The organism is Streptomyces sp. NPDC042336, from assembly GCF_055581985.1.
This window is the reverse complement of record NZ_JBVJEA010000002.1, coordinates 17,762-35,841: the sequence shown is the minus strand read 5'-3', so window position 1 is coordinate 35,841 and position 18,080 is coordinate 17,762. Positions and strand designations below refer to the sequence as shown.

Genomic DNA, 18,080 nt, shown 5'->3' with positions numbered 1-18,080 from the left:
GGCGTCGAGGAGGCGGAGCAGCACGGCGGCGTGGCTCTCCCCGGGGGCCCGGCCGCGGTGAGCGGTGTTACGTCGCCCCGCGCCGGCCGGTTCCCGTACGCGGCCGAGGAGTTCGCCCGCCTCCGGGGATCAGCCGGACCTCCGGCGCACGGCCTCGCGCCGCTTGAGCGCCCGGCGTTCCAGCTCGCTGGTGCCGCCCCAGACGCCGATGGTCTGTCCGGTGTCGAGCGCCCAGCGCAGACACTGCTCCTGGACCGGACAGGTCCGGCAGACCGCCTTCGCCTGCTCGGTCTGCAATGCGGCCGGGCCGGTGGTGCCGATCGGGAAGAAGAGGTCGGGGTCCTCCGTCCGGCATGCGGCGTGCTCTCGCCAGTTGTCCATCAAAGTCACCTGCGATCGGTAGCGTTCGCGCCTTCGGGCATGGCTTGCTCCCTTGCGGGTGACCTGTCGGCAGCGGTGCGAAACCGGCTCGGCCGCCCCCCGGGCGTCGCGTCGGTGCCGGGTGCCTACCGGCGCAGTGCCCGCGCGGCCGCCGTCACCACGGCGTCCGCCACCGCGGCCAGTGCCGGGGAGTCGAGCTTCCACTGCTGCCAGTACAGCGTGACGTCCACCGCCAGGTCCGGGGCGAAGCACACCAGCCGGCCGGTGCGCAGCAGGGGGTCCGCCTGCGGCTGCGGCACCATGCCCCAGCCCAGCCCGGCGGCGACGGTCTCCACGAAGCCCTCCGAGGTCGGCACGTGGTGCCGCGCGGCACTCGCGCCGTCGTGACCGAGCCGCCGCGCGAAGGCGTCCTGGAAGTCGTCCCGCCGGTCGAAGACCACCACGGGAGCCGCGGCGACGACCTCCCGCGGCGGCCCCGCCAGATGACGGGCGGCGAAGTCCGCGGTGGCGCAGGGGAGATAGCGCATCCGGCCCAGCGCCCGGACGGTGCACCCCGGCACCGGTTCGGGTGACGACGTCACCGCCGCCATCACCGCGCCCTCCCGCAGCAGTGTCGCCGTGTGCCCCTCGTCCTCGCGGCGCAGTTCGAAGCAGAGGGCGGGCTCCTCGGGGAGGCGGGTGAGGGCGGGCAGGAACCAGGTCGCAAGCGAGTCCGCGTTCACCGCCACCGACACCCGGGTCGGCTCGCCCTCCCCCCTCAGGCCCAGCTCGGCCGAGGCGTCCCGCTCCAGCCGCGCCACCTGGCGGGCCAGCCGCACCAGCACGGCACCGGAGTCGGTCGCCCGCACCGGCTTGGTGCGCAGCAGCAGCACCCGGCCGGTGCGCTGCTCCAGCGCCTTCACCCGCTGGCTGACCGCGGACGGTGTCACGTGCAGGGCTGCGGCGGCCGCGTCGAACGTGCCCTCGTCCACCACGGCCAGCAGGGTGCGCACGTGGTCCAGCGGCAGATCCGCGAGAGGCGTCATCATGTCGTCATCACGCCGGCTGATGTTACGTAAGAATCTTTAGCTGTACGCCCGGTGATCGTCCGCTTAGCGTCGAGGGTGTGAACAACGCCCTCACGGCTGCCGCCGCCGGTTTCGGCACCGGCCTCTCGCTCATCGTCGCCATCGGCGCCCAGAACGCCTTCGTCCTGCGTCAGGGGGTCCGTCGCGACGCGGTCCTCGCCGTGGTCGGGATCTGTGCGCTGTCCGACGCGGTGCTCATCGCCCTGGGCGTCGGCGGGGTCGGTGCCGTGGTGGTGGCCTGGCCGGGCGCGCTGACCGCCGTCGGCTGGGTCGGCGGTGCCTTCCTGCTCTGCTACGGCGCCCTGGCCGCCCGGCGGGTGTTCCGTCCGGCCGGCGCGCTGCGGGCGGACGGCGACGCCGCCGGCTCGCGCCGCCGGGCCGTGCTCACCTGCCTGGCGCTGACCTGGCTCAACCCGCACGTCTACCTCGACACCGTCTTCCTGCTGGGCTCCGTCGCCGCCGACCGGGGTCCGCTGCGCTGGACCTTCGGCCTCGGGGCGGCGGTCGCCAGCCTGGTCTGGTTCGCCGCGCTCGGCTTCGGCGCCCGCTACCTCGGCCGCTTCCTGGTCCGGCCCGCGGCCTGGCGGGTCCTGGACGGACTGGTGGCCGCCACCATGATCGTCCTCGGTGTCTCCCTCGTCGCCGGGGCCTGAGCCGGGCCGGAACCGGCCAGGCGCGGTCGGGCGGGTTCGAACGGAGCTGCGATAGTGATCCCCGCAGTCGAAAGATGTACCGAGCATGTAGGAAGCGCGTGGACACCGGCGAGAGCAGTGGCGAGAGCGGCACCGAGACCGGGGCCAAGGCCCCGGCACCAAAGGAAGAGCGGCGGCGGGGGTGGCGCCGCTGGGCCATGGACACCCGCCCCCTGCGCCGCCCGGCCTACCGCCGGCTGTGGTCCTCGACCATCGTCACGGCCGTCGGCAGCCAGCTCACCGCGGTCGCCGTGCCCAAGCAGATCTACGACATCACCGGCTCCTCGGCCTGGGTGGGCGCCGCGAGCCTCGCCGGTCTGCTGCCGCTCATCGTGTTCGCGCTGTGGGGCGGCGCGGTGGCCGACACCGTGGACCGCCGCAAGCTGCTGCTGATCACCAACACCGGCATCGCGGTGACCTCGCTGCTGTTCTGGATTCAGGCGGTCACCGGCATGGAGTCGGTGGCCGCGCTGATGCTGCTGCTCGCGCTGCAACAGGCCTTCTGGGGACTCAACGCCCCGGCCCGCAACGCCTCAATCGCCCGCCTGGTGCCCGAGGACGAGCTGCCCGCCGCCAACGCCCTCGGCTCGACCGTCATGCAGACCGGGCAGGTGGTGGGCCCGCTGCTCGCCGGTGCGCTGATCCCGCTGATCGGCCTGCCGGAGCTGTATCTGATCGACGCCCTGGCCCTGTGCGTCACCGTGTGGGCGGTCTACCAGTTGCCCGCCCTGCCGCCGCTGGCCGGCACGGCCGTCCGGCGCGCGGGCGTGCGTGAGGTCGTGGCCGGCTTCCGCTACATCGCCGGGCACAAGGTGCTGCTGCTGTCCTTCCTGGCCGACATCGTCGCCATGGTCCTCGGCATGCCCCGCGCCCTGTTCCCGCAGCTCGCCGCGGAGACGTACGCGCCGTACGGCGAGGGGCTCGCGCTCGGCCTGCTGTTCGCGGCGATCCCCGTCGGCGCGGTGGCCGGCGGACTGTTCTCCGGCACCTTCTCGCGGGCCCGCCGGCACGGCTGGATGGTGATCGGCGCGGTCGTCGTCTGGGGGGCCGCCATCACCGGTTTCGGGCTGAGCGGCAGCCTGTGGCTCGCGGTGGCGTTCCTGGCCCTGGCCGGTGTCGCCGACATGGTCTCCATGGTGTTCCGCGGGGCGATCCTGCTGTCCGCCGCCACCGACGAGATGCGCGGGCGCATGCAGGGCGTGTTCACCGTCGTCGTGGCGGGCGGCCCGCGACTGGCCGACGCCCTGCACGGAAGCGCGGGCTCCGTCTTCGGCGCGCGGGAGGCCGTGGCGGGCGGCGGGCTGCTCGTCGTGGCGGTGATGCTGGGCCTGGCCGTCGCGATGCCGGCGCTGCGCCGCTACCGCGTCTGACCGTGCCTCACAGGGAGCCGCGTCCGTGCAGCGCGTAGTGCTCCATGAGCCGGCCCCGGGTGGACTCCAGCCGGTGCGCGAGGATCTCCGCGACCGAGCGCACCAGCACGATGCCCAGCTGCGGGTCCTTCTCGCACAGGTCGAGCACCGCGGCGGAGTGGAACTCGTAGGCGCGCACCGGACTGAACGCCTCGGCGCCGAAGTCCCACTCGTAGGGCGGGAACAGCCAGGACCAGCCGAGGAGGTCGCCCACGCCGAGGCTGGCGACCGTGACCCGCTGCAGGGACGTCACCTGCTGGGTCAGGGAGACCGCGCCGGAGCGGATGACCCAGAAGCGGTCCGCCCTGCCCCCCGCCTCGAAGATCCGCTCGTCCTCGGGGAAGGAGACCTCCCGGGCGAGTCCCATCAGCCGCTCGCGCTGGGGGAGGGGCAGGGCGGTCAGGAGTTTGATCGCTTTGGTCATGGCACGGGACTCCTCGCCGGCGATTCGGTTCCGGGGCTTTCCCTATGCCCATTTCAGTCGCTGTCGCCCGACTGAGCACCTCGGCGGACGGTGGGATCCCGTACGGATTCGGTGCCTGAACCGGGGACGGGAGCGCGGGGGCATGAAAAAGCCCTGGCCGGACGGGGGAGGCCGGCCAGGGCCGTGAGCGGTGACCGCGGAGGACGTTTCGGTCGACTCCGTCGCCACGTATGGATGAACGCTAAACCATCTCCGGGCGTTCCGCGAATCCGGCCCCCGGGCACGTGACCCGTCTCACGCGCCGTGCTCCGCGACGGCCCTGATCGTCCCCAGTGCCGGATCGGTGGGATCGGGGAGGTACATGCCGGCCTCCAGGCCGCTGCGCAGATACCGCAGGACCGGCTCGGCCAGCCGCTCACCCGGCAGCACGGCCGGGATACCGGGCGGATACGGGGTGATCATCTCCGCCGCGACCCGGCCGGCGGCCCGGTCCAGGGGTACGTCCTCGGTGGCGCCGAAGAACGCGTCCCGGGGCAGGGACACCTGCGGCATGCGCAGCTCGGCCGGCGACGGGACCTCGACCCGCGGGGCGGGGCGCAGGCCCGGGGCGGCGCGGGCGAGGTCCTTGAGCGCGGTGAGCAGCTCGTCGGCGGTCTCCCGGTCGTCGCCGTGGGTGATCTGCGCGCCGATGCGGCGGTGGTCGGTGATGTGGGCGATCACGCCGCGGTTCTCCCGCAGCCAGTCCGCCGCCTGGAAGCCCGAGATGCCGAGCCCGTCGAGGTCGACGACGACCGGCAGCGGATCGAAGCCGTGAGCCGCCCCGGGGCCGCAGAAGTCGTCCCGGTCGTTGACGTGCATGCCGTCGATCTCCTCGACGGCCGCCCGGACACCGGCCACCAGTTCCAGGGCGCCGCCCATCAGCTCGTGCCCGCGCAGCGCCATCTGCCGGCGCCAGCCGTCCAGACCCGCGAAGATCAGCACCGACGGGCTGGTGCTGCCCAGCAGGTCGGCGCGCATGCCGAGGAGCTTGGGCGGCACCAGGTCGCCGCGCAGATGGAAGACCGAGCCCTGTTCGAGACCGCTGCCCATCTTGTGGATGCTGGTCACGCAGATGTCGGCGCCCGCGTCCATCGCCCAGGACGGCAGATCGGGGTGGAAAGGCAGGTGAGCCCCCCACGCCTCGTCGACGATCAGCGGCACCGAACGCCGGTGGCAGACCTCGGCGACGGCCCGCAGGTCGGCGCTCGCGCCGTACGGCGTCGGGCTGGTCACCAGGGCGCCCTTGGCGTCGGGGTGGGCGGCGAAGGCCTCCTCGAACGCCTCGGCGGACGGCGGATGGGCCAGATGCCGCTCCGCGTCCCAGCGCGGTTCCACCCAGACCGGCTCGATGCCGGACAGGATCAGCCCCGAGACCACGGACTTGTGGGCGTCCCGGCCGATCAGCAGCTTCTCGTGCGGGCCCGCGACCGCCAGCATCGCCGCCTTCACCGAGAGGGAACTCCCGCACGTCGAGAAGAAGGTGTGGTCCGCGTGGACGGCGTCCGCCATCAGCTCCTGGGCACGCTGGAGCACCCGCCCCCGGGTGAGCCGGTCGTCGAGTCCGGCCGTCGCCAGCACGTCACCGTAGAACACCGCGTCACCCAGCACCTCGCGCACCGCGGGGTCCGCCCCGCGCGCCTGCTTGTGACCCGGCGGCGTGAACGACAGCCGCCCCTCGCGGCGGTACTCGACGAGGGCTTCCAGGACCGGTGCTCGGCTGTGATCCGCTGTCATGCCGACCGGTTTCCCGTCCGGCGCCGCGTCAATCCGTCCCGCGGCCGCTCACCGCGTGGTCCGGCCCGGGGTCAGCACCTCGTCCAGCACCCGCAGGACGGCCTCGTAGGCCACCGTCCGCACGGCGGCCTCCCGCGAGCCCTCCGGGTCGGTCGACCGCAGCTCCTCGCTGCGCGCCCGCCAGTGCCTCCCCTCCTCCAGCGCGCAGGCCCTCGCCCGGTGCATCCGGCGCAGCAGTTCGTCCGAGTCCACAACATCCGTCATGCACTCCGCGTACCCCCGCTGGGCCCCTGGATGGCCCCCGGACGGCCCCTGGACCGCACGGACCGGAGGTTTGCCCGCACTCGCAGAGGTGAGCCGACAGTGACGAGGCCGTACGGCGCGCGCACGGCCGGACCGGCCCGGCCCACCGACCAGGGAGCTGACGGATGCGTGACAGGGACACGACTCAACACAGGGTCGAGCAGCGCGGCAAGGACACCCGCCGCCGGTACCGGCCGTGCAGGCCCGCCGACGCCCGCAGGGCGGTCGAACGGGCCGTCACCGAGTGTCCCGGCGCCCACGGCGGCGCGTCCTGCGACGCGGGCGCCCTGTCGGACGCCGTGCTCGTCGCCTCGGAACTGACCACCAACGCCATCCTGCACGGCGGGGGCGTCACCGACTTCCGGGTCGACGTCGTGGGACCCGGCGTGCAACCGGGAGTGCGCCTGTCGGTGTGCGACCGCAGCCACGACCTGCCGGTGGCCGTGCCGTCCACGGACGACCGGGGCCGCCGGCGCCTCGGCGGCCGGGGCTGGCCGATCGTCTGCCGGCTGGCCCGCGAGGTGTGCGTGGCAGACCTTCCCTCCGGAGGCAAGTGCATCACGGTGGTCGTTCCGCTGTCCTGATGACTTTTCGAAAAGCGGAGTTTGTTCCACCGGGGCAGGGGCAGTCGCAGATTCGTGCTTCGGACCGGAGGCGCAGCAGCGGGAGCGGTACGGCTGCTTCGGTGCCCCGGGTGTGCCCGGGCGTCCGGACAGCACCGTTCCCGCGGAAAGTCCCCTGAGACCACCGTTCAGGAGCGGATCCGCATGCTCATAGAAACGCCCACCATCCGTCCCGGTACCCCCCAGTCCGCCCAGCCCGCCGACCCCTCGAACGCTTCCGCCCGCCGTCGGCACGACGACGCTCCCGACACCATGGCCCTCTTCGGCCGCCTGGCGGGGCTGCCGGACGGACCCGAGCGCGACGCCGTCCGCGACGAGCTCGTCACGGCCTGGCTGCCCATGGCCCACCGGATCGCCGGGCGGTTCCGGGACCGCGGGGAATCCATCGAGGACCTGCGCCAGGTCGCGGCGCTCGGCCTGGTCAAGGCCATCGACCGCTTCGACCCGGAGCGCGGGGCCTTCGAGAGCTACGCGGTGCCCACCATCACCGGCGAGGTCAAGCGCCACTTCCGCGACCGGATGTGGGCCCTGAGGGTGCCCCGCCGGGTCCAGGAACTGCGCAACAAGGTGCGCGTCGCCCGCAGGGAACTCGCCCAGAGTCCGGGCAGCCCGGAACCCTCCGTGGCCGCCCTCGCCGCCCACACCGGGCTGACCGAGGACGAGGTCGGCGCCGGGATGGAGGCGCTGGAGAGCTTCAGCACCCTGTCACTGGACGCCGAGCTGTCGGCCGGCGACGACGGCTACAGCCTCGCGGACACCCTCGGCGCGGCCGACGCCTCCTACGACACCGTGATCGACCGCGAGTCCGCCAAGGAGGGCCTGCGCAGGCTGCCCGAACGGGAGCGCGCCATCCTCTACATGCGCTTCTTCGAGGACATGACGCAGAGCCGGATCGCCGACTGCCTGGGCATCTCGCAGATGCACGTCTCGCGGCTCATCAGCCGCAGCTGCGCCCGCGTCCGCGACGAGGCGCTGGGACAACAGCACACGGCCCGCCCCGGGCACCCGGCGCGGCCCTGAGGGGCCGAGGGACGACGACCGGACGGACCGGGAACACCGGGACCACCGAAAGCACAGGGAGGGACAGGACGGATGCTGATGCCACACCCCGCGGTGCTGCGCGGACTCCTGGCGGAGTACGAGGCCGCCGCGGCGAGCGAACCCGTCGACGTGACGGGCCGGCCGGGCCCGCGGATCCGGGACCTGGAGTACACGCTGTGCGTGTCCACCGGTACCCGTGACGTGCGCCGGGCCCTGGAGACCGCCCGGCGCCACCTCGCGGCCGCGCCGGCGCCGGAGCCCGTACCCGGCGCGGCGCACGCGGGAGTGGCCGACTGACGCCAGGAACGGCCAGGGGCACGACGGACGGCCGCCCGTACACCACCAGTCGGTGTACGGGCGGCCGTCCGTCCACGACCACCCCGGTGTGCGCGGACGATGCCGGGGCATGCGGAGTCCGGGAGGGGAGGTCCACATGAACGCACGTGTCCTGGCACGTACCGGCCGGGGTCACGCCCGGCGGGCCGCGAACGGATCGGCGGCCGAGGGGGCCGCCCGGGCGGGACTCACCGCTCGCGGCGTCATCTACCTGCTGGTCGGCATCCTGGCCCTGCGGATCGCCTTCGGCAGCTCGCAGAGGCAGGCCGACCGGGGCGGCGCCCTGGCCGAGCTGTCGGACCGGCCCTTCGGCGCGGTGATGTTGTGGGCGCTGGGCGCCGGACTCGTCGGCATGGCCCTGTGGAGGCTGTCCGAGGCGGTCTTCGGAGTCACCGGAAAGGACGGGCATACGGCGAAGAAGCGACTGCCCGCCGCCGCCCGCTGCGTCTTCTACGCGTTCGTCGCCTACTCCGTACTGGCCTTCGCGGCCGGAGCGGGCGGCAGCGGCTCCAGCGACCGGCAGTCCCGGGACGTCACGGCCAGGGTGATGGAGATGCCCGCCGGCCGGTGGCTCGTGGGCGCCGCCGGCACCGCGATCGTCGTCGCCGGGGCGGTGATCGGCGTACAGGCACTGCGCCGCACCTACCGCAAGAAGATGAAGCTCGGCGGGCTCAGCGCCCGGGCCCGGCTGCTGGTCGACGTCACCGGCGTCGGCGGCGGGACGGCCCGCGGCATCGTGTTCGCCGTGGCCGGGGCCTTCGCCGTACGAGCCGCCGTCGACTACGCGCCCGACCGGGCGAAGGGACTGGACGACACCCTCCGCTCCTTCGCCGACACCTCCCTCGGTCCCTGGCTGCTGGCCCTCGTCGCCGCGGGCCTGGTGCTCTTCGGCGTCTTCTCCTTCGCCCTCGCCCGCTGGCGCAGGGTCTGAGAGTCCCGGGACGGGGAACACGGGGCGAATGAACGAACACGAGATTCCTCCGCCGGACGGACGTCCCGTGGACGTCTACCTCGACCTCCTGCGCGTGCGCATGGCCAACGACGACTACCAGCTGCTGCTCAGCGTGGTGGAACCGGTCCTCCAGGCGATCGACGAGCAGCAGATGCCGACCATCGACTTCTCGCTGGACGGGGACAACGCCGAGGCGCTGCCCCAGGAGATCAGGGACGAGGCCGCACTCGTCATCGCCACCGCCGTCACCGGACGCCTCGACAACGAGGTCGTCGAGATCAGCACCGACGAGACCGGCCCGGTCCGGGTCGTCACCGACGCGGTCACCGCCTCCGACCCGGAGCGCCTCGGCGAGATAGCCGACTATCTCAAGGAACGCCACCAGCAGAACGAGGAACTGCGCGGCATCGCCGAGGCGAGCGGTCTGCCCAGCGACTTCTGACCCTCACCACCCCGGTGACCCCCGTCAGCGCTGCGGCGTCCTGACGGACACACCCAGCGGCCGGGCGAGGCCGACCACCGCCTCGTCCAGCCGCTCCAGGTGCCGCAGCACCCGGCCCGTGATGCGGCCGTAGCGCGGCACTCCGGCGGCGTCCGGCTCCAGCAGCGAGGCGATGCTCGGCCCGGTCTCCACCTGCGCCCCGGCGTCCTCGTCGGCGACGTGGGCGGCGATCGCCTCGATGTTGCGCACCGTGCGCCGCACCGCGCCGCGCAGCCGGGGGTCGGCCGCGATCGACGGATGGGTGGGCAGCAGCTCGGCCGTCGCCGCCAGCGACCGCGCGTGATAGGCGCAGGTCTCCAGCAGCGCCACCACGTACTGGGCCGTGTCCCGCCGCGCCCGCAGCGGCGTGATCGGATGGGTCAGCGGCTGGGTGGCGGCCCGCAGGTCGCCCAGCGCCTGGTCCAGCTCCCGCGCGGTGTCCAGCAGGTCGGCCTCCGGCCCGCCGCTGAGCTGGTCGACGGCGCCCTCCGTCACATCGGTGAGCCGTTCCAGCACCGTGCCGAGCAGTTCGTTCGTCCGCCGGTCCGTACGGATCGGCAGCACCAGTGCCGCCGCCACGATCCCGCAGGCCGCGCCGAGCGCCGTCTCCTCCACCCGCAGCACCAGCACCGACATGCTGTAGGTGTGCAGCAGCGTGTAGAGCAGTCCGAGCATCGCGGTGACGAAGAACGACATCAGCGTGTACGACAGCGGCGCGGTGTAGAACATCGCGAAGATCAGCACCAGCACCAGCCCGAACGCCGTCCAGGTGTGATTTCCCACCAGGCCGGCCAGCACGATGCCCGCCACCACGCCCAGCACCGTGCCGAGCAGCCGGCGGTAGCCCTTGACCAGGATCTCGCCGGTCGACGCCGTGTTGATGAAGACGATCCAGCAGGTGAGCACCGCCCAGTACCAGCGCTGCGAGGACAGGAACTCCCCGCCGACGATCGCCAGCGAGGACCCCACGGCCACCTGCACCGCGGCGCGCGTGGTGGGCCGTCGCAGCCCGGTCTGCTCCTCCTCCTCGGCCGCCTCCTCACCGGCGTCGATGGCCGCGTCCTCGGCGTCCAGCTCCTCCCGGGAGCGGGCGGTGGCCGGTGAGTCGTCGGACTCGTCCTGGGGCCCGTCCAGCGCGATCCTGAGGCCCATGACCGCGCGCGCCGTCTCCCCGATGCCGCGGAACACGTCCTGGACGGCCGCGGTTGCCTCGGGCAGGTTCTCCTCGTCGCGGTAGCCGAGCAGCCGGTTGCGCAGGTGGGCCAGGGCCGTCCCGCGTGCCTCCGCGGGCGGCCGCAGCACCAGGGTGCGCAGCGCCGTGAGATCGCGGCGCAGGGTCTCCGTGGCCTCGCCGGGCGCGGGCGAGCGGCCCACCGCGGGGGCCGGCGCCCCCGGCAGGTGCAGCGTGAGGGTGTCCGCCCGTTCGGCGCTGCGCGCGGTCAGCAGCAGCAGACCGAGGCGCTCGGCGGCGATCTCGGCGTCCGCGATGCGCCGCTGCACCAGGCGTGCCGTGGACGGGTCGGGCGTGCCCTCCTCCAGCCGGGACTGGATCATCAGGGCGGTCTCGTGCAGGCGCGCGGTGCCGTCCCGCAGGCGCTCCAGCGTCCTGTCGATGTCGTCGGGCCCGGCGTCCAGCAGGTCGAGCTGCGTGGCGATCAGCTGGGCCAGCCGGGCGCGGAAGGCCTGCCGCAGCAGACCCAGGATGCGCGCCGGCGTCGCCGGGACCACCCCGAAGCGCACCACCGCGCTGGACGCGAACGCCACGCCGATGGCGGCCCACAGCCCCGGCAGCCCGGAGACCTTCGCGCCGACGAACAGCGACACGAAGTAGACCTGGAAGCCGATCAGCCCGAGCGCCGTTCCCCGGTCGCCGAACCGGCGGACGAAGACCGCGCAGAAGATCAGGACGACGAAGAAGGCGTCACCGAGGACGACCCGCGAGGTGAGCAGTGGGCTCAGCGAGACCGACGCCAGGGCGACGGGCAGGCCCAGCGCCAGAGTGACGGCCTGCGGGACCGGTTCCTTCTCCCGGATCGCGAAGGTCGCGACCATCGCCGCCATGGCGCCCGCCACCAGATGCTTGACGTCCACGCCGAACACGGCGAGCACGCCCAGCGTCAGCGCGATGGCGCCCACCGTCCGCAAGCCCGCCGTCAGCCGCAACAGCCCCGGATCGGACGCGGCGACGCGGTCCCGCAGCCGTGTCCGCGCCGAGCGTCCCGCTGCCTTCACGCCGCCGTACACTCTCCCGATTCACAGCCGGCCCTCACAGCCGGTTCCCGCCACGTCCCGGCCGGTTCACGCCGAGATCCACTTCTCAGCATGTCATGCCCCGGTCCGTCAGCGGACGTGGGGGCGGCCGGGGGTCACCGCTCGGCGCGGTCCGCCTCCGCGACCCGCTCCCGCACCTGTTCCGGGGTCAGGTAGGCGTCGGTGTACTCGAAGTCCTTCAGCTTGGCGGGCTTGCGGGCCTGGAAGCCGGTGCGGACGAAATCGTCGCCCGCGACCGCGTTGAGCGCCCAGTTGGCCGCCACCCGGGCCTTGGCCACGCCCGTGCGCAGCGCCGACCAGTGGTAGCCGCGCGCCACCGCCTGCGCGGGCAGGCCCTTCAGCTCGATGCCCAGCGGCTTGGAGACCGCGTCGGAGCCGCCCAGGTCGACCACCAGGCCGAGGTCCTTGTGCACGTACGGCCGCATCGGCTGGTTGCGCAGGGTCGCGATGAGGTTCTCGGCGACGTGCCGGCCCTGCCGCATGGCGTGCTGGGCGGTGGGCGGGCAGACGGCGCCCTCCTGCCCCTTGGCCAGGTCGGGCACGGCCGCGGAGTCGCCGAGCGCGAACACCCCGTCGTGGTCCGGCAGGCACATCTCCGCGGTGACCGCGAGCCGGCCCTTGACCGTCTCGGCGCCGAGCGTGGCGATCAGCGGGCTCGCCACCACGCCCGCCGTCCAGATCAGCGTGCGGGTGGGCACCACCCGGCCGTCCGTGAAGGTGACCTCCTCGGGCGCGGCCTTGGCGATGGAGACACCCAGCGAGATGTCGATGCCGCGCCGCGTCAGGATCTCCTGCGCGTCACGGCCGAGCTTCTCGCCCAGCTCCGGCATCAGCTTCGGCGCGATGTCGATCAGATGCCACTTGATCAGGGCCGGGTCCAGCCGGGTGTAGCGCTTGACGGCCGCGTGCGTCAGCCGTTGCAGACAGGCCGCGGTCTCGGTGCCCGCGTAGCCGCCGCCCACCACCACGAACTGCAGCCGGGATGCGCGCTCCACCGGGTCCTGGCTGGCGTCGGCGAGATCCAGCTGGGAGATGACGTGGTCGCGGATGTAGGCGGCCTCCGCCAGCGTCTTCATGCCGAACGCGTTGTCGGTGAGCCCGGGGATGTCGAAGGTGCGGGTGATGCTGCCCGGCGCCAGCACGATGTAGTCGTAGGGCTCGTTGACGATGCGGTCGGTGATGGTGCGCACCACGCAGACCTTCGCCTTGAGGTCCACCCCGATGGCGCCGCCCGGGATGATCCGGGTCCGGTACTTGCTGCTGCGGCGCAGGGAGAGCGCGATCGACTGGGGGGTGAGCACCCCGGCGGCGACGTGCGGCAGCAAGGGCAGGTAGAGCTGGTAGGAGAACGGTGTCACCAGGGTGATCTCGGCCTCGTTCGGCGAGAGCCTGCGTTCCAGACGACGGACGCACTCCACGCCGGCGAAACCTGCGCCGACCACCAGGATCCTGGGTCGTGTCACGGTGTTCATCCCTTTCTGCGGCTCCGGGGCGGTCTGCCGCGGACGCCATTCGCCTGCCCGAGGATCGCCGCTTCGCACCTCGTCCATGCGACCGCGCCCGGACCGCTTCGGCCAGCCGGGTGCGGCAGGCAGGCGACACGCCCTGATCACCACCATGCCCCGCCCGGACCCGGAACGCACCGGGCGGGAGCGATCCGCCGGAACTTTTCCCGCGGGATCAGGCCGCGGCGCGCAGGTGACACAGCAGCAGGCACACGTCGTCGTCCCGTTCGGAGTCGCTGAGCATCGGACGCAGGATCCCGTCCGCCGAGCCCTCCAGGTCCGTGTCCAGCTCCGCCGGGCCGAACGACCCGAGCGCGTCCGCCAGCCGCGCGATGCCCGGGTCTATGCCCAGGGCCCGGCGCTCCACCAGACCGTCCGTGTACAGCGCCAGCGTCGAACCGGGCGCCATGGGCACCGTGTGGTCCGCGATCTCCTGCCGCAGCGGGATGCCGAGCATCGCACCGGGTTTGTCGTCCAGGGTGCGCACCCGCCCGTCCGGGGTACGCAGCACCGGCGGCGGATGACCGGCGGCCGCCCACGTCACCGTCGGGTCGTCGGGGTGGAAGCGCGCGATGACCGCGGTGGCGAACAGGTCGGGCTGGAGGTGGTGCAGGAAGGTGTGCAGCCGGGTCAGCAGCTGCCCGGGACTGCCGCCGTCCACCGCGTACGCGCGCAGGGCGGTGCGCAGCTGACTCATCATCACCGCCGCGCGCAGCCCGTGCCCGGTGACGTCCCCGACCACGGTGATGACACCGCCGTCGGGCTGGCGGAACGCGTCGTACCAGTCACCGCCGATGTTCAGCCCGTGGGTGGCCGGCAGATAGCGCGCGGCAAGCGCGAGCCCGGGCGGGGCCGGCAGCTCCGTCAGCAGGGCCCGCTGGAGCGTCTCGGCGATGTCGCGGTTGTGCTGGTAGCGCTGGGCATGGTCGATCGCGATGCTGGCCCGCCGGGTCAGCTCGACCAGCATCACGGCGTCGTCCGCGTCCCAGCGCTCCCCGGGCGGGGACAGGGTCACCACCCCCAGGGGCGCCTGCCGCGTCGGCAGCGGGATGCACAGCAGGGGCCGCTCCGGGGCCAGCGCCGAGGGCGGCTGGTCGTCGACGCCGGGCAGTCCGCCCGGGTGCGTGGCGGCGTACTGCGGGCGCCCGGTGCGGGCGGCGACCACGGCGGCGGCCGCGTGGGCGGGACCGGACCGGTCGCCGTCCTGGTCGAAGAGCCAGATGTCGACACTCGACGCGTACTCGGGCACCAGCAGCTCCGGCAGCCGGCGCACGATCTCGTGATGGTCCAGGGATGCCGTGAGCACGGCGCTCGCGTCCGCCAGGAAAGTCAGCCTGCGCCGGGCGTTCTCCGCCTCCGTACGCGCCTTGCGCTCGGCGGCGAACGCCTCGCGCTGGGCCCGTCCGGCGGCGTCCAGTTCGGCGTGCAGCGCCACCACGCCCTGGTTCGTCTGCTGGAGCTCCTCCCGGTGGAACTCGACCAGGCCCTCCTGCTCGGTGAGGCGTTCCAGCACCAGCGCCGTGTCCTCGTCGGCGCCCAGCAGGACCTCCGCCAGCAGCACCGGGTCGTCCGCCGCCGCGTCGGCGCCGGCGTCCACGTCCGCCGCGGGCTCGGGGCACGGCACCGTGATCCGCCACGGCGGCTGCCCGGCGGCGGCGGCCCCGGGCGACGGCGTCACCACGGCGTGCAGCACGCTCTCCCCGGCCCCCGCCGGGGCGCGGGAGACCGTGCCCGTCTCCAGGGTGAGCCGCCAGATGCCGCCCTTGGTCAGGCACAGCCGCAGCTGTGCGCCGAGCGAGGCGGTCAGCCGCGCCCGCTCCACGGGCGGCACACCGAAGGCGGCGGCCAGCCGCGCCGTGGCGATGCGCGCCCGCGCCGCGTCGGTGACGTCGGTGATCTGCCAGGTTCGGGTCATGGGCCGTCCGGCGGGGTCGGGGCCAGCACGGCGACGGCGGTGTCGTCCCGTACGGGCCGGGCCGGGCTGCTGGCGTCACGGATCGTGACGGCGGCGGTCACCGCCGGGTCGGTTGTCGTGCGGCACGTTTCGGACGTCGGCGACCACCGGCTCGGCAGACCGTCGCTGTGCAGGACCAGCACCCGGTCGTCCGCCCAGGGCGCCACCTCCTCGCGCAGCGTGGTGGGCCGGTGGGTGCCGACGATGCCGGGCCGCGACACCAGGTGCCGCCAGGTGCCGCCCTCGCACAGCCGCGCCCCGATGTTGCCGACGCCGGTGAAGCGGAGCACCGAGGCCCGCGTGTCCACCTGGGCCACCGCGACGGCCGCGCCGCGGGTGCCGGCCAGCGCCCGGTCGAGCCGCCGCACCGCCTCGGCCGGCGGCAGGTGGGCGGCGGCGCGCAGCGCCTCCACGGCGGCGTCGGAGGCACGGGCGGCCTCGGGACCGTGGCCGAGACCGTCGGCCAGCATCAGCGTGACGAGATCGCCGTCCCGGACCCAGGCCCAGGCGTCACCCGAGTACTCCGCACCGCCGAACGGGACGTTCACCGCACCGGCCCGCAGCCGGCCCGCCGGACCGGTGTCGGTGACGCGGGCCCCGGGCATACCGACCCGGGCGACCACCACCGTGCCCCGGCCGGGGACGCTGTGCAGGTCGAAGTCGTCGGCGAGGCGCGCACAGGTGCCCAGACCCGCGCCGAGGGAGCCCGTGGTGGTGAAACCGTCGCGCAGCGCGGCGGACACGTCGGCGATGCCGGGCCCGTGGTCGATCGTGGCGACCTGCACCCGCGGCGTCGCCCGCGAACCGGCCGGGAGGAAGGGCGGGGCGACCACGTCGACGACGACCCGCCCGCCCCCGGCGTGCTTGAGCAGGTTCGTGGCCAGTTCGGTCGCCACCAGCGCCACCGTCGAGGTCCGCTGCTCGTCGAGACCGGCCAGGGCCGCCGCGTGCTCCGCGGCCACCCGGGCGTCGCGCACCCGGGTCGAGTCGTGCACCGGGACGTCCCACACGCGCGGCATCAGGACTCCCCACGCGGGCGTGGCGGCCTGCCCACCCAGGACGTCACCCGTACGGTCGTCCCGGAGCCCGGGGCGCTCTCGATCGCGAACTCGTGCACCAGGCGCCGCGCGCCGCCCAGCCCCATGCCCAGCCCTTCGCCGGAAGTGAAGCCGTCGCTGAGGGCCTGTTCCAGGTCCGGGATGCCGGGCCCCTCGTCGCTGAAGGTCAGCCGCAGCCCGTGCGTGGTCCCCTCGACGAGCGACTCCGTCTCCATGGTGCCGCCACCGCCGTACACGAGCGTGTTGCGGGCCAGCTCACTGGCCGCCGTGACCAGCTTCGTCTGGTCCACCAGACCGAAGCCGAGCTGGGCGGCCGCCTGCCGCACATGCTGTCGCACCCACACCAGATCCATGTCCGAACGGATCGGCAGGCGGGCCTGGGAGCCCGCGGCAGTGTGCATCACAAACGCTCCTGGCCGATGCCGCCGAAGCGGGCCGAAGGGGCCTGCTGCCCGAGGACCTCCATGGCCACCTCGGTACTGAGCGCGGTGTGCACGCCCGGCAGCGTCAGGCCCAGCTCGACCAGGGTGATGGCGACCGCCGGGCGCATGCCGACCAGCACGGTCCGCGCGGCCAGCAGACCGGTCTGCCCGGCGATCTCGGCCAGGATCCGGCCCAGGAAGGAGTCGACGATCTCCACCCCGGAGACGTCGATGATCACGCCGGTGGCGCCGCTGCGCACGATGGTCTCGGCAAGGTCCTCCTGGAGCTGCTGGGCCGTGCTGTCGTGCAGGTCGCCCTGGAGGGTGACCAGCAGGACCTCACCGAGCCGCAGCACCGGGACATGCCCCGTCACCGGACCCCCGTGGGGTCCGGGCAATACCTGGCTCACCGCGCGACCGCTCCGTTCGTGCCGGGCGTCACGATGCCCACCCCGAGCTGGTGCAGCACGTACCCCAGCGCGTCGGCGAGACTCGCCCGGGTGACCACCGTGCCCAGGTCCAGACCCAGGTGGACCATGGTCTGCGCGATCGCGGGACGGATGCCGGAGACTATGCACTCGGCGCCCATGAGCCGGGCCGCCGCGACCGTCTTCATCAGGTGCTGGGCCACCAGCGAGTCGACCGTCGGCACACCGGTGATGTCCAGGATCGCGTAGCGCGCCTGCTGCTCCACGATGGACTCCAGCAGGGTCTCCATCACCACCTGGCTGCGCGCGCTGTCCAGCGTGCCGATCAGCGGCACCGCCACGATCCCGTCCCACAGCCTGATGACCGGGGTGGCCACCTCGAGCAGCTGCAACCGCTGGCGGTCGATGAGCGCCTGTCCCTCGCTGAGCGCGGTCTGCATCACCACGACCCGCAGGGTGCCCATCAGCACGCTCAGCGTGGTGACACAGTCCCGGACGTGATCGGCCGGGGCGTCCTCGGGCAGGTCGGACACCAGCAGGTTCTCGACGGGCGGGCGCAGCGCGGCCAGTTCGCTCGACACCTGCGCGGTGCTCAGCCCGGAGCGCGAGCGGGCCGCGCCCATCCGCGCCAACTGCTCGCGCACCGCCGTGAAGCCGGCCGCGTCCGGGTCCTCGACCCGCTCCGCGTCCGCGACCTGGGCCAGCGCGTCCACGACGGCCTTGCCCGCCTCCACCGCCTCGTCGCGCGAGACGGTGAACACGGCGCGGAACAGGGGCTCGTCGGCCCACCGCTGGGCGATCTGCTCACGGCGGCGCCGCAGCAAGTCCCTGACCTCGTGCGTCGGCACTCCCGCCGTTCCCTCCGCCTGATCCGGCACCTGTCCCACTCCTCATCCGCGTAGCGCCGCACGTCACCCCGCACGGGGCGACATGCCGGCGACGTGACCCAGCCGGTCGACA

The 18,080-nt window shown here is 73.7% G+C and carries 19 protein-coding genes; 7 read left to right on the top strand and 12 right to left on the bottom strand.

From position 1 onward, the window contains the following. Positions 1-129: 129 nt before the first annotated feature. Entirely contained in the window at positions 130-381 is a 252-nt protein-coding gene (locus ACZ6IM_RS04980) for a WhiB family transcriptional regulator (RefSeq protein ID WP_052837314.1), read from the bottom strand. A gap of 125 nt (positions 382-506) precedes the next feature. Continuing rightward, positions 507-1,406, bottom strand: coding sequence for a LysR family transcriptional regulator ArgP (locus tag ACZ6IM_RS04975; RefSeq protein ID WP_052837315.1), 900 nt, complete (start codon positions 1,404-1,406; stop codon positions 507-509). Positions 1,407-1,486: 80 nt separating this feature from the next. Here ACZ6IM_RS04975 and ACZ6IM_RS04970 point away from each other — a divergent pair, with 80 nt between their 5' ends. Both ACZ6IM_RS04970 and ACZ6IM_RS04965 read left to right on the top strand, forming a co-directional pair. Further along, positions 1,487-2,101 (top strand): LysE/ArgO family amino acid transporter, encoded by a 615-nt coding sequence (locus ACZ6IM_RS04970; protein WP_469554291.1) that lies wholly within the window; start codon positions 1,487-1,489, stop codon positions 2,099-2,101. A gap of 74 nt (positions 2,102-2,175) precedes the next feature. Further along, positions 2,176-3,510 carry an MFS transporter gene (locus tag ACZ6IM_RS04965; protein WP_052837317.1) on the top strand — a complete coding sequence of 445 codons (1,335 nt, stop codon included), beginning with the start codon at positions 2,176-2,178 and terminating at the stop codon, positions 3,508-3,510. A 7-nt stretch (positions 3,511-3,517) separates the two neighbouring features. On the opposite strand, the gene ACZ6IM_RS04960 is transcribed toward ACZ6IM_RS04965, so the two are convergent. The 3 genes from ACZ6IM_RS04960 to ACZ6IM_RS04950 all read right to left on the bottom strand — a co-directional run bounded on the left by ACZ6IM_RS04960 (position 3,518) and on the right by ACZ6IM_RS04950 (position 6,010). Next, positions 3,518-3,973 carry a cyclic nucleotide-binding domain-containing protein gene (locus tag ACZ6IM_RS04960; protein ID WP_052837318.1) on the bottom strand — a complete coding sequence of 152 codons (456 nt, stop codon included), beginning with the start codon at positions 3,971-3,973 and terminating at the stop codon, positions 3,518-3,520. A 294-nt stretch (positions 3,974-4,267) separates the two neighbouring features. After that, positions 4,268-5,746, bottom strand: coding sequence for an aminotransferase class I/II-fold pyridoxal phosphate-dependent enzyme (locus tag ACZ6IM_RS04955; RefSeq protein WP_469554289.1), 1,479 nt, complete (start codon positions 5,744-5,746; stop codon positions 4,268-4,270). A gap of 48 nt (positions 5,747-5,794) precedes the next feature. Then, positions 5,795-6,010, bottom strand: a complete 216-nt coding sequence (locus ACZ6IM_RS04950) for a hypothetical protein (RefSeq protein WP_052837320.1) — start codon at positions 6,008-6,010, stop codon at positions 5,795-5,797. A gap of 164 nt (positions 6,011-6,174) precedes the next feature. Here ACZ6IM_RS04950 and ACZ6IM_RS04945 point away from each other — a divergent pair, with 164 nt between their 5' ends. The 5 genes from ACZ6IM_RS04945 (at position 6,175) to ACZ6IM_RS04925 (ending at position 9,443) form a co-directional block, all read left to right on the top strand. Beyond that, a complete protein-coding gene (locus ACZ6IM_RS04945; protein ID WP_052837321.1) occupies positions 6,175-6,633 on the top strand; it encodes an ATP-binding protein in 459 nt (152 codons plus the stop codon). Between the two features lie 183 nt (positions 6,634-6,816). After that, positions 6,817-7,692, top strand: a complete 876-nt coding sequence (locus ACZ6IM_RS04940; protein WP_052837322.1) for a SigB/SigF/SigG family RNA polymerase sigma factor — start codon at positions 6,817-6,819, stop codon at positions 7,690-7,692. Positions 7,693-7,764: 72 nt separating this feature from the next. Beyond that, complete coding sequence (locus tag ACZ6IM_RS04935) at positions 7,765-8,010, top strand: DUF5133 domain-containing protein (RefSeq protein WP_052837323.1); 246 nt, start codon at positions 7,765-7,767, stop codon at positions 8,008-8,010. 136 nt (positions 8,011-8,146) lie between these two features. Continuing rightward, on the top strand, positions 8,147-8,980 hold the full coding sequence (locus tag ACZ6IM_RS04930) for a DUF1206 domain-containing protein (protein ID WP_052837324.1): 834 nt from the start codon (positions 8,147-8,149) through the stop codon (positions 8,978-8,980). A gap of 28 nt (positions 8,981-9,008) precedes the next feature. Continuing rightward, the gene (locus ACZ6IM_RS04925; protein ID WP_052837325.1) at positions 9,009-9,443 is read left to right on the top strand and encodes a hypothetical protein; all 435 of its coding nucleotides are present in this window, start codon (positions 9,009-9,011) and stop codon (positions 9,441-9,443) included. 24 nt (positions 9,444-9,467) lie between these two features. Here ACZ6IM_RS04925 and ACZ6IM_RS04920 read toward each other — a convergent pair whose 3' ends face one another. From ACZ6IM_RS04920 to ACZ6IM_RS04890, 7 genes are all read right to left on the bottom strand, one after another. Next, on the bottom strand, positions 9,468-11,714 hold the full coding sequence (locus ACZ6IM_RS04920) for an FUSC family protein (protein ID WP_469554285.1): 2,247 nt from the start codon (positions 11,712-11,714) through the stop codon (positions 9,468-9,470). Between the two features lie 134 nt (positions 11,715-11,848). Further along, on the bottom strand, positions 11,849-13,225 hold the full coding sequence (locus tag ACZ6IM_RS04915) for an NAD(P)/FAD-dependent oxidoreductase (protein WP_052837326.1): 1,377 nt from the start codon (positions 13,223-13,225) through the stop codon (positions 11,849-11,851). Between the two features lie 208 nt (positions 13,226-13,433). Continuing rightward, the gene (locus ACZ6IM_RS04910) at positions 13,434-15,173 is read right to left on the bottom strand and encodes a GAF domain-containing SpoIIE family protein phosphatase (protein WP_052837327.1); all 1,740 of its coding nucleotides are present in this window, start codon (positions 15,171-15,173) and stop codon (positions 13,434-13,436) included. Then, entirely contained in the window at positions 15,170-16,231 is a 1,062-nt protein-coding gene (locus ACZ6IM_RS04905) for an anti-sigma regulatory factor (RefSeq protein ID WP_052837328.1), read from the bottom strand. The genes ACZ6IM_RS04910 and ACZ6IM_RS04905 overlap by 4 nt, the downstream gene beginning before the upstream one ends. Next, positions 16,231-16,671 carry an anti-sigma regulatory factor gene (locus tag ACZ6IM_RS04900; RefSeq protein ID WP_052837329.1) on the bottom strand — a complete coding sequence of 147 codons (441 nt, stop codon included), beginning with the start codon at positions 16,669-16,671 and terminating at the stop codon, positions 16,231-16,233. Before ACZ6IM_RS04900 ends, ACZ6IM_RS04905 begins: the two co-directional genes overlap by 1 nt. Further along, positions 16,671-17,102, bottom strand: a complete 432-nt coding sequence (locus ACZ6IM_RS04895; RefSeq protein WP_052837330.1) for an STAS domain-containing protein — start codon at positions 17,100-17,102, stop codon at positions 16,671-16,673. The genes ACZ6IM_RS04900 and ACZ6IM_RS04895 overlap by 1 nt, the downstream gene beginning before the upstream one ends. Then, a complete protein-coding gene (locus ACZ6IM_RS04890; RefSeq protein ID WP_052837331.1) occupies positions 17,099-17,998 on the bottom strand; it encodes an STAS domain-containing protein in 900 nt (299 codons plus the stop codon). The genes ACZ6IM_RS04895 and ACZ6IM_RS04890 overlap by 4 nt, the downstream gene beginning before the upstream one ends. Positions 17,999-18,080 lie beyond the last annotated feature (82 nt).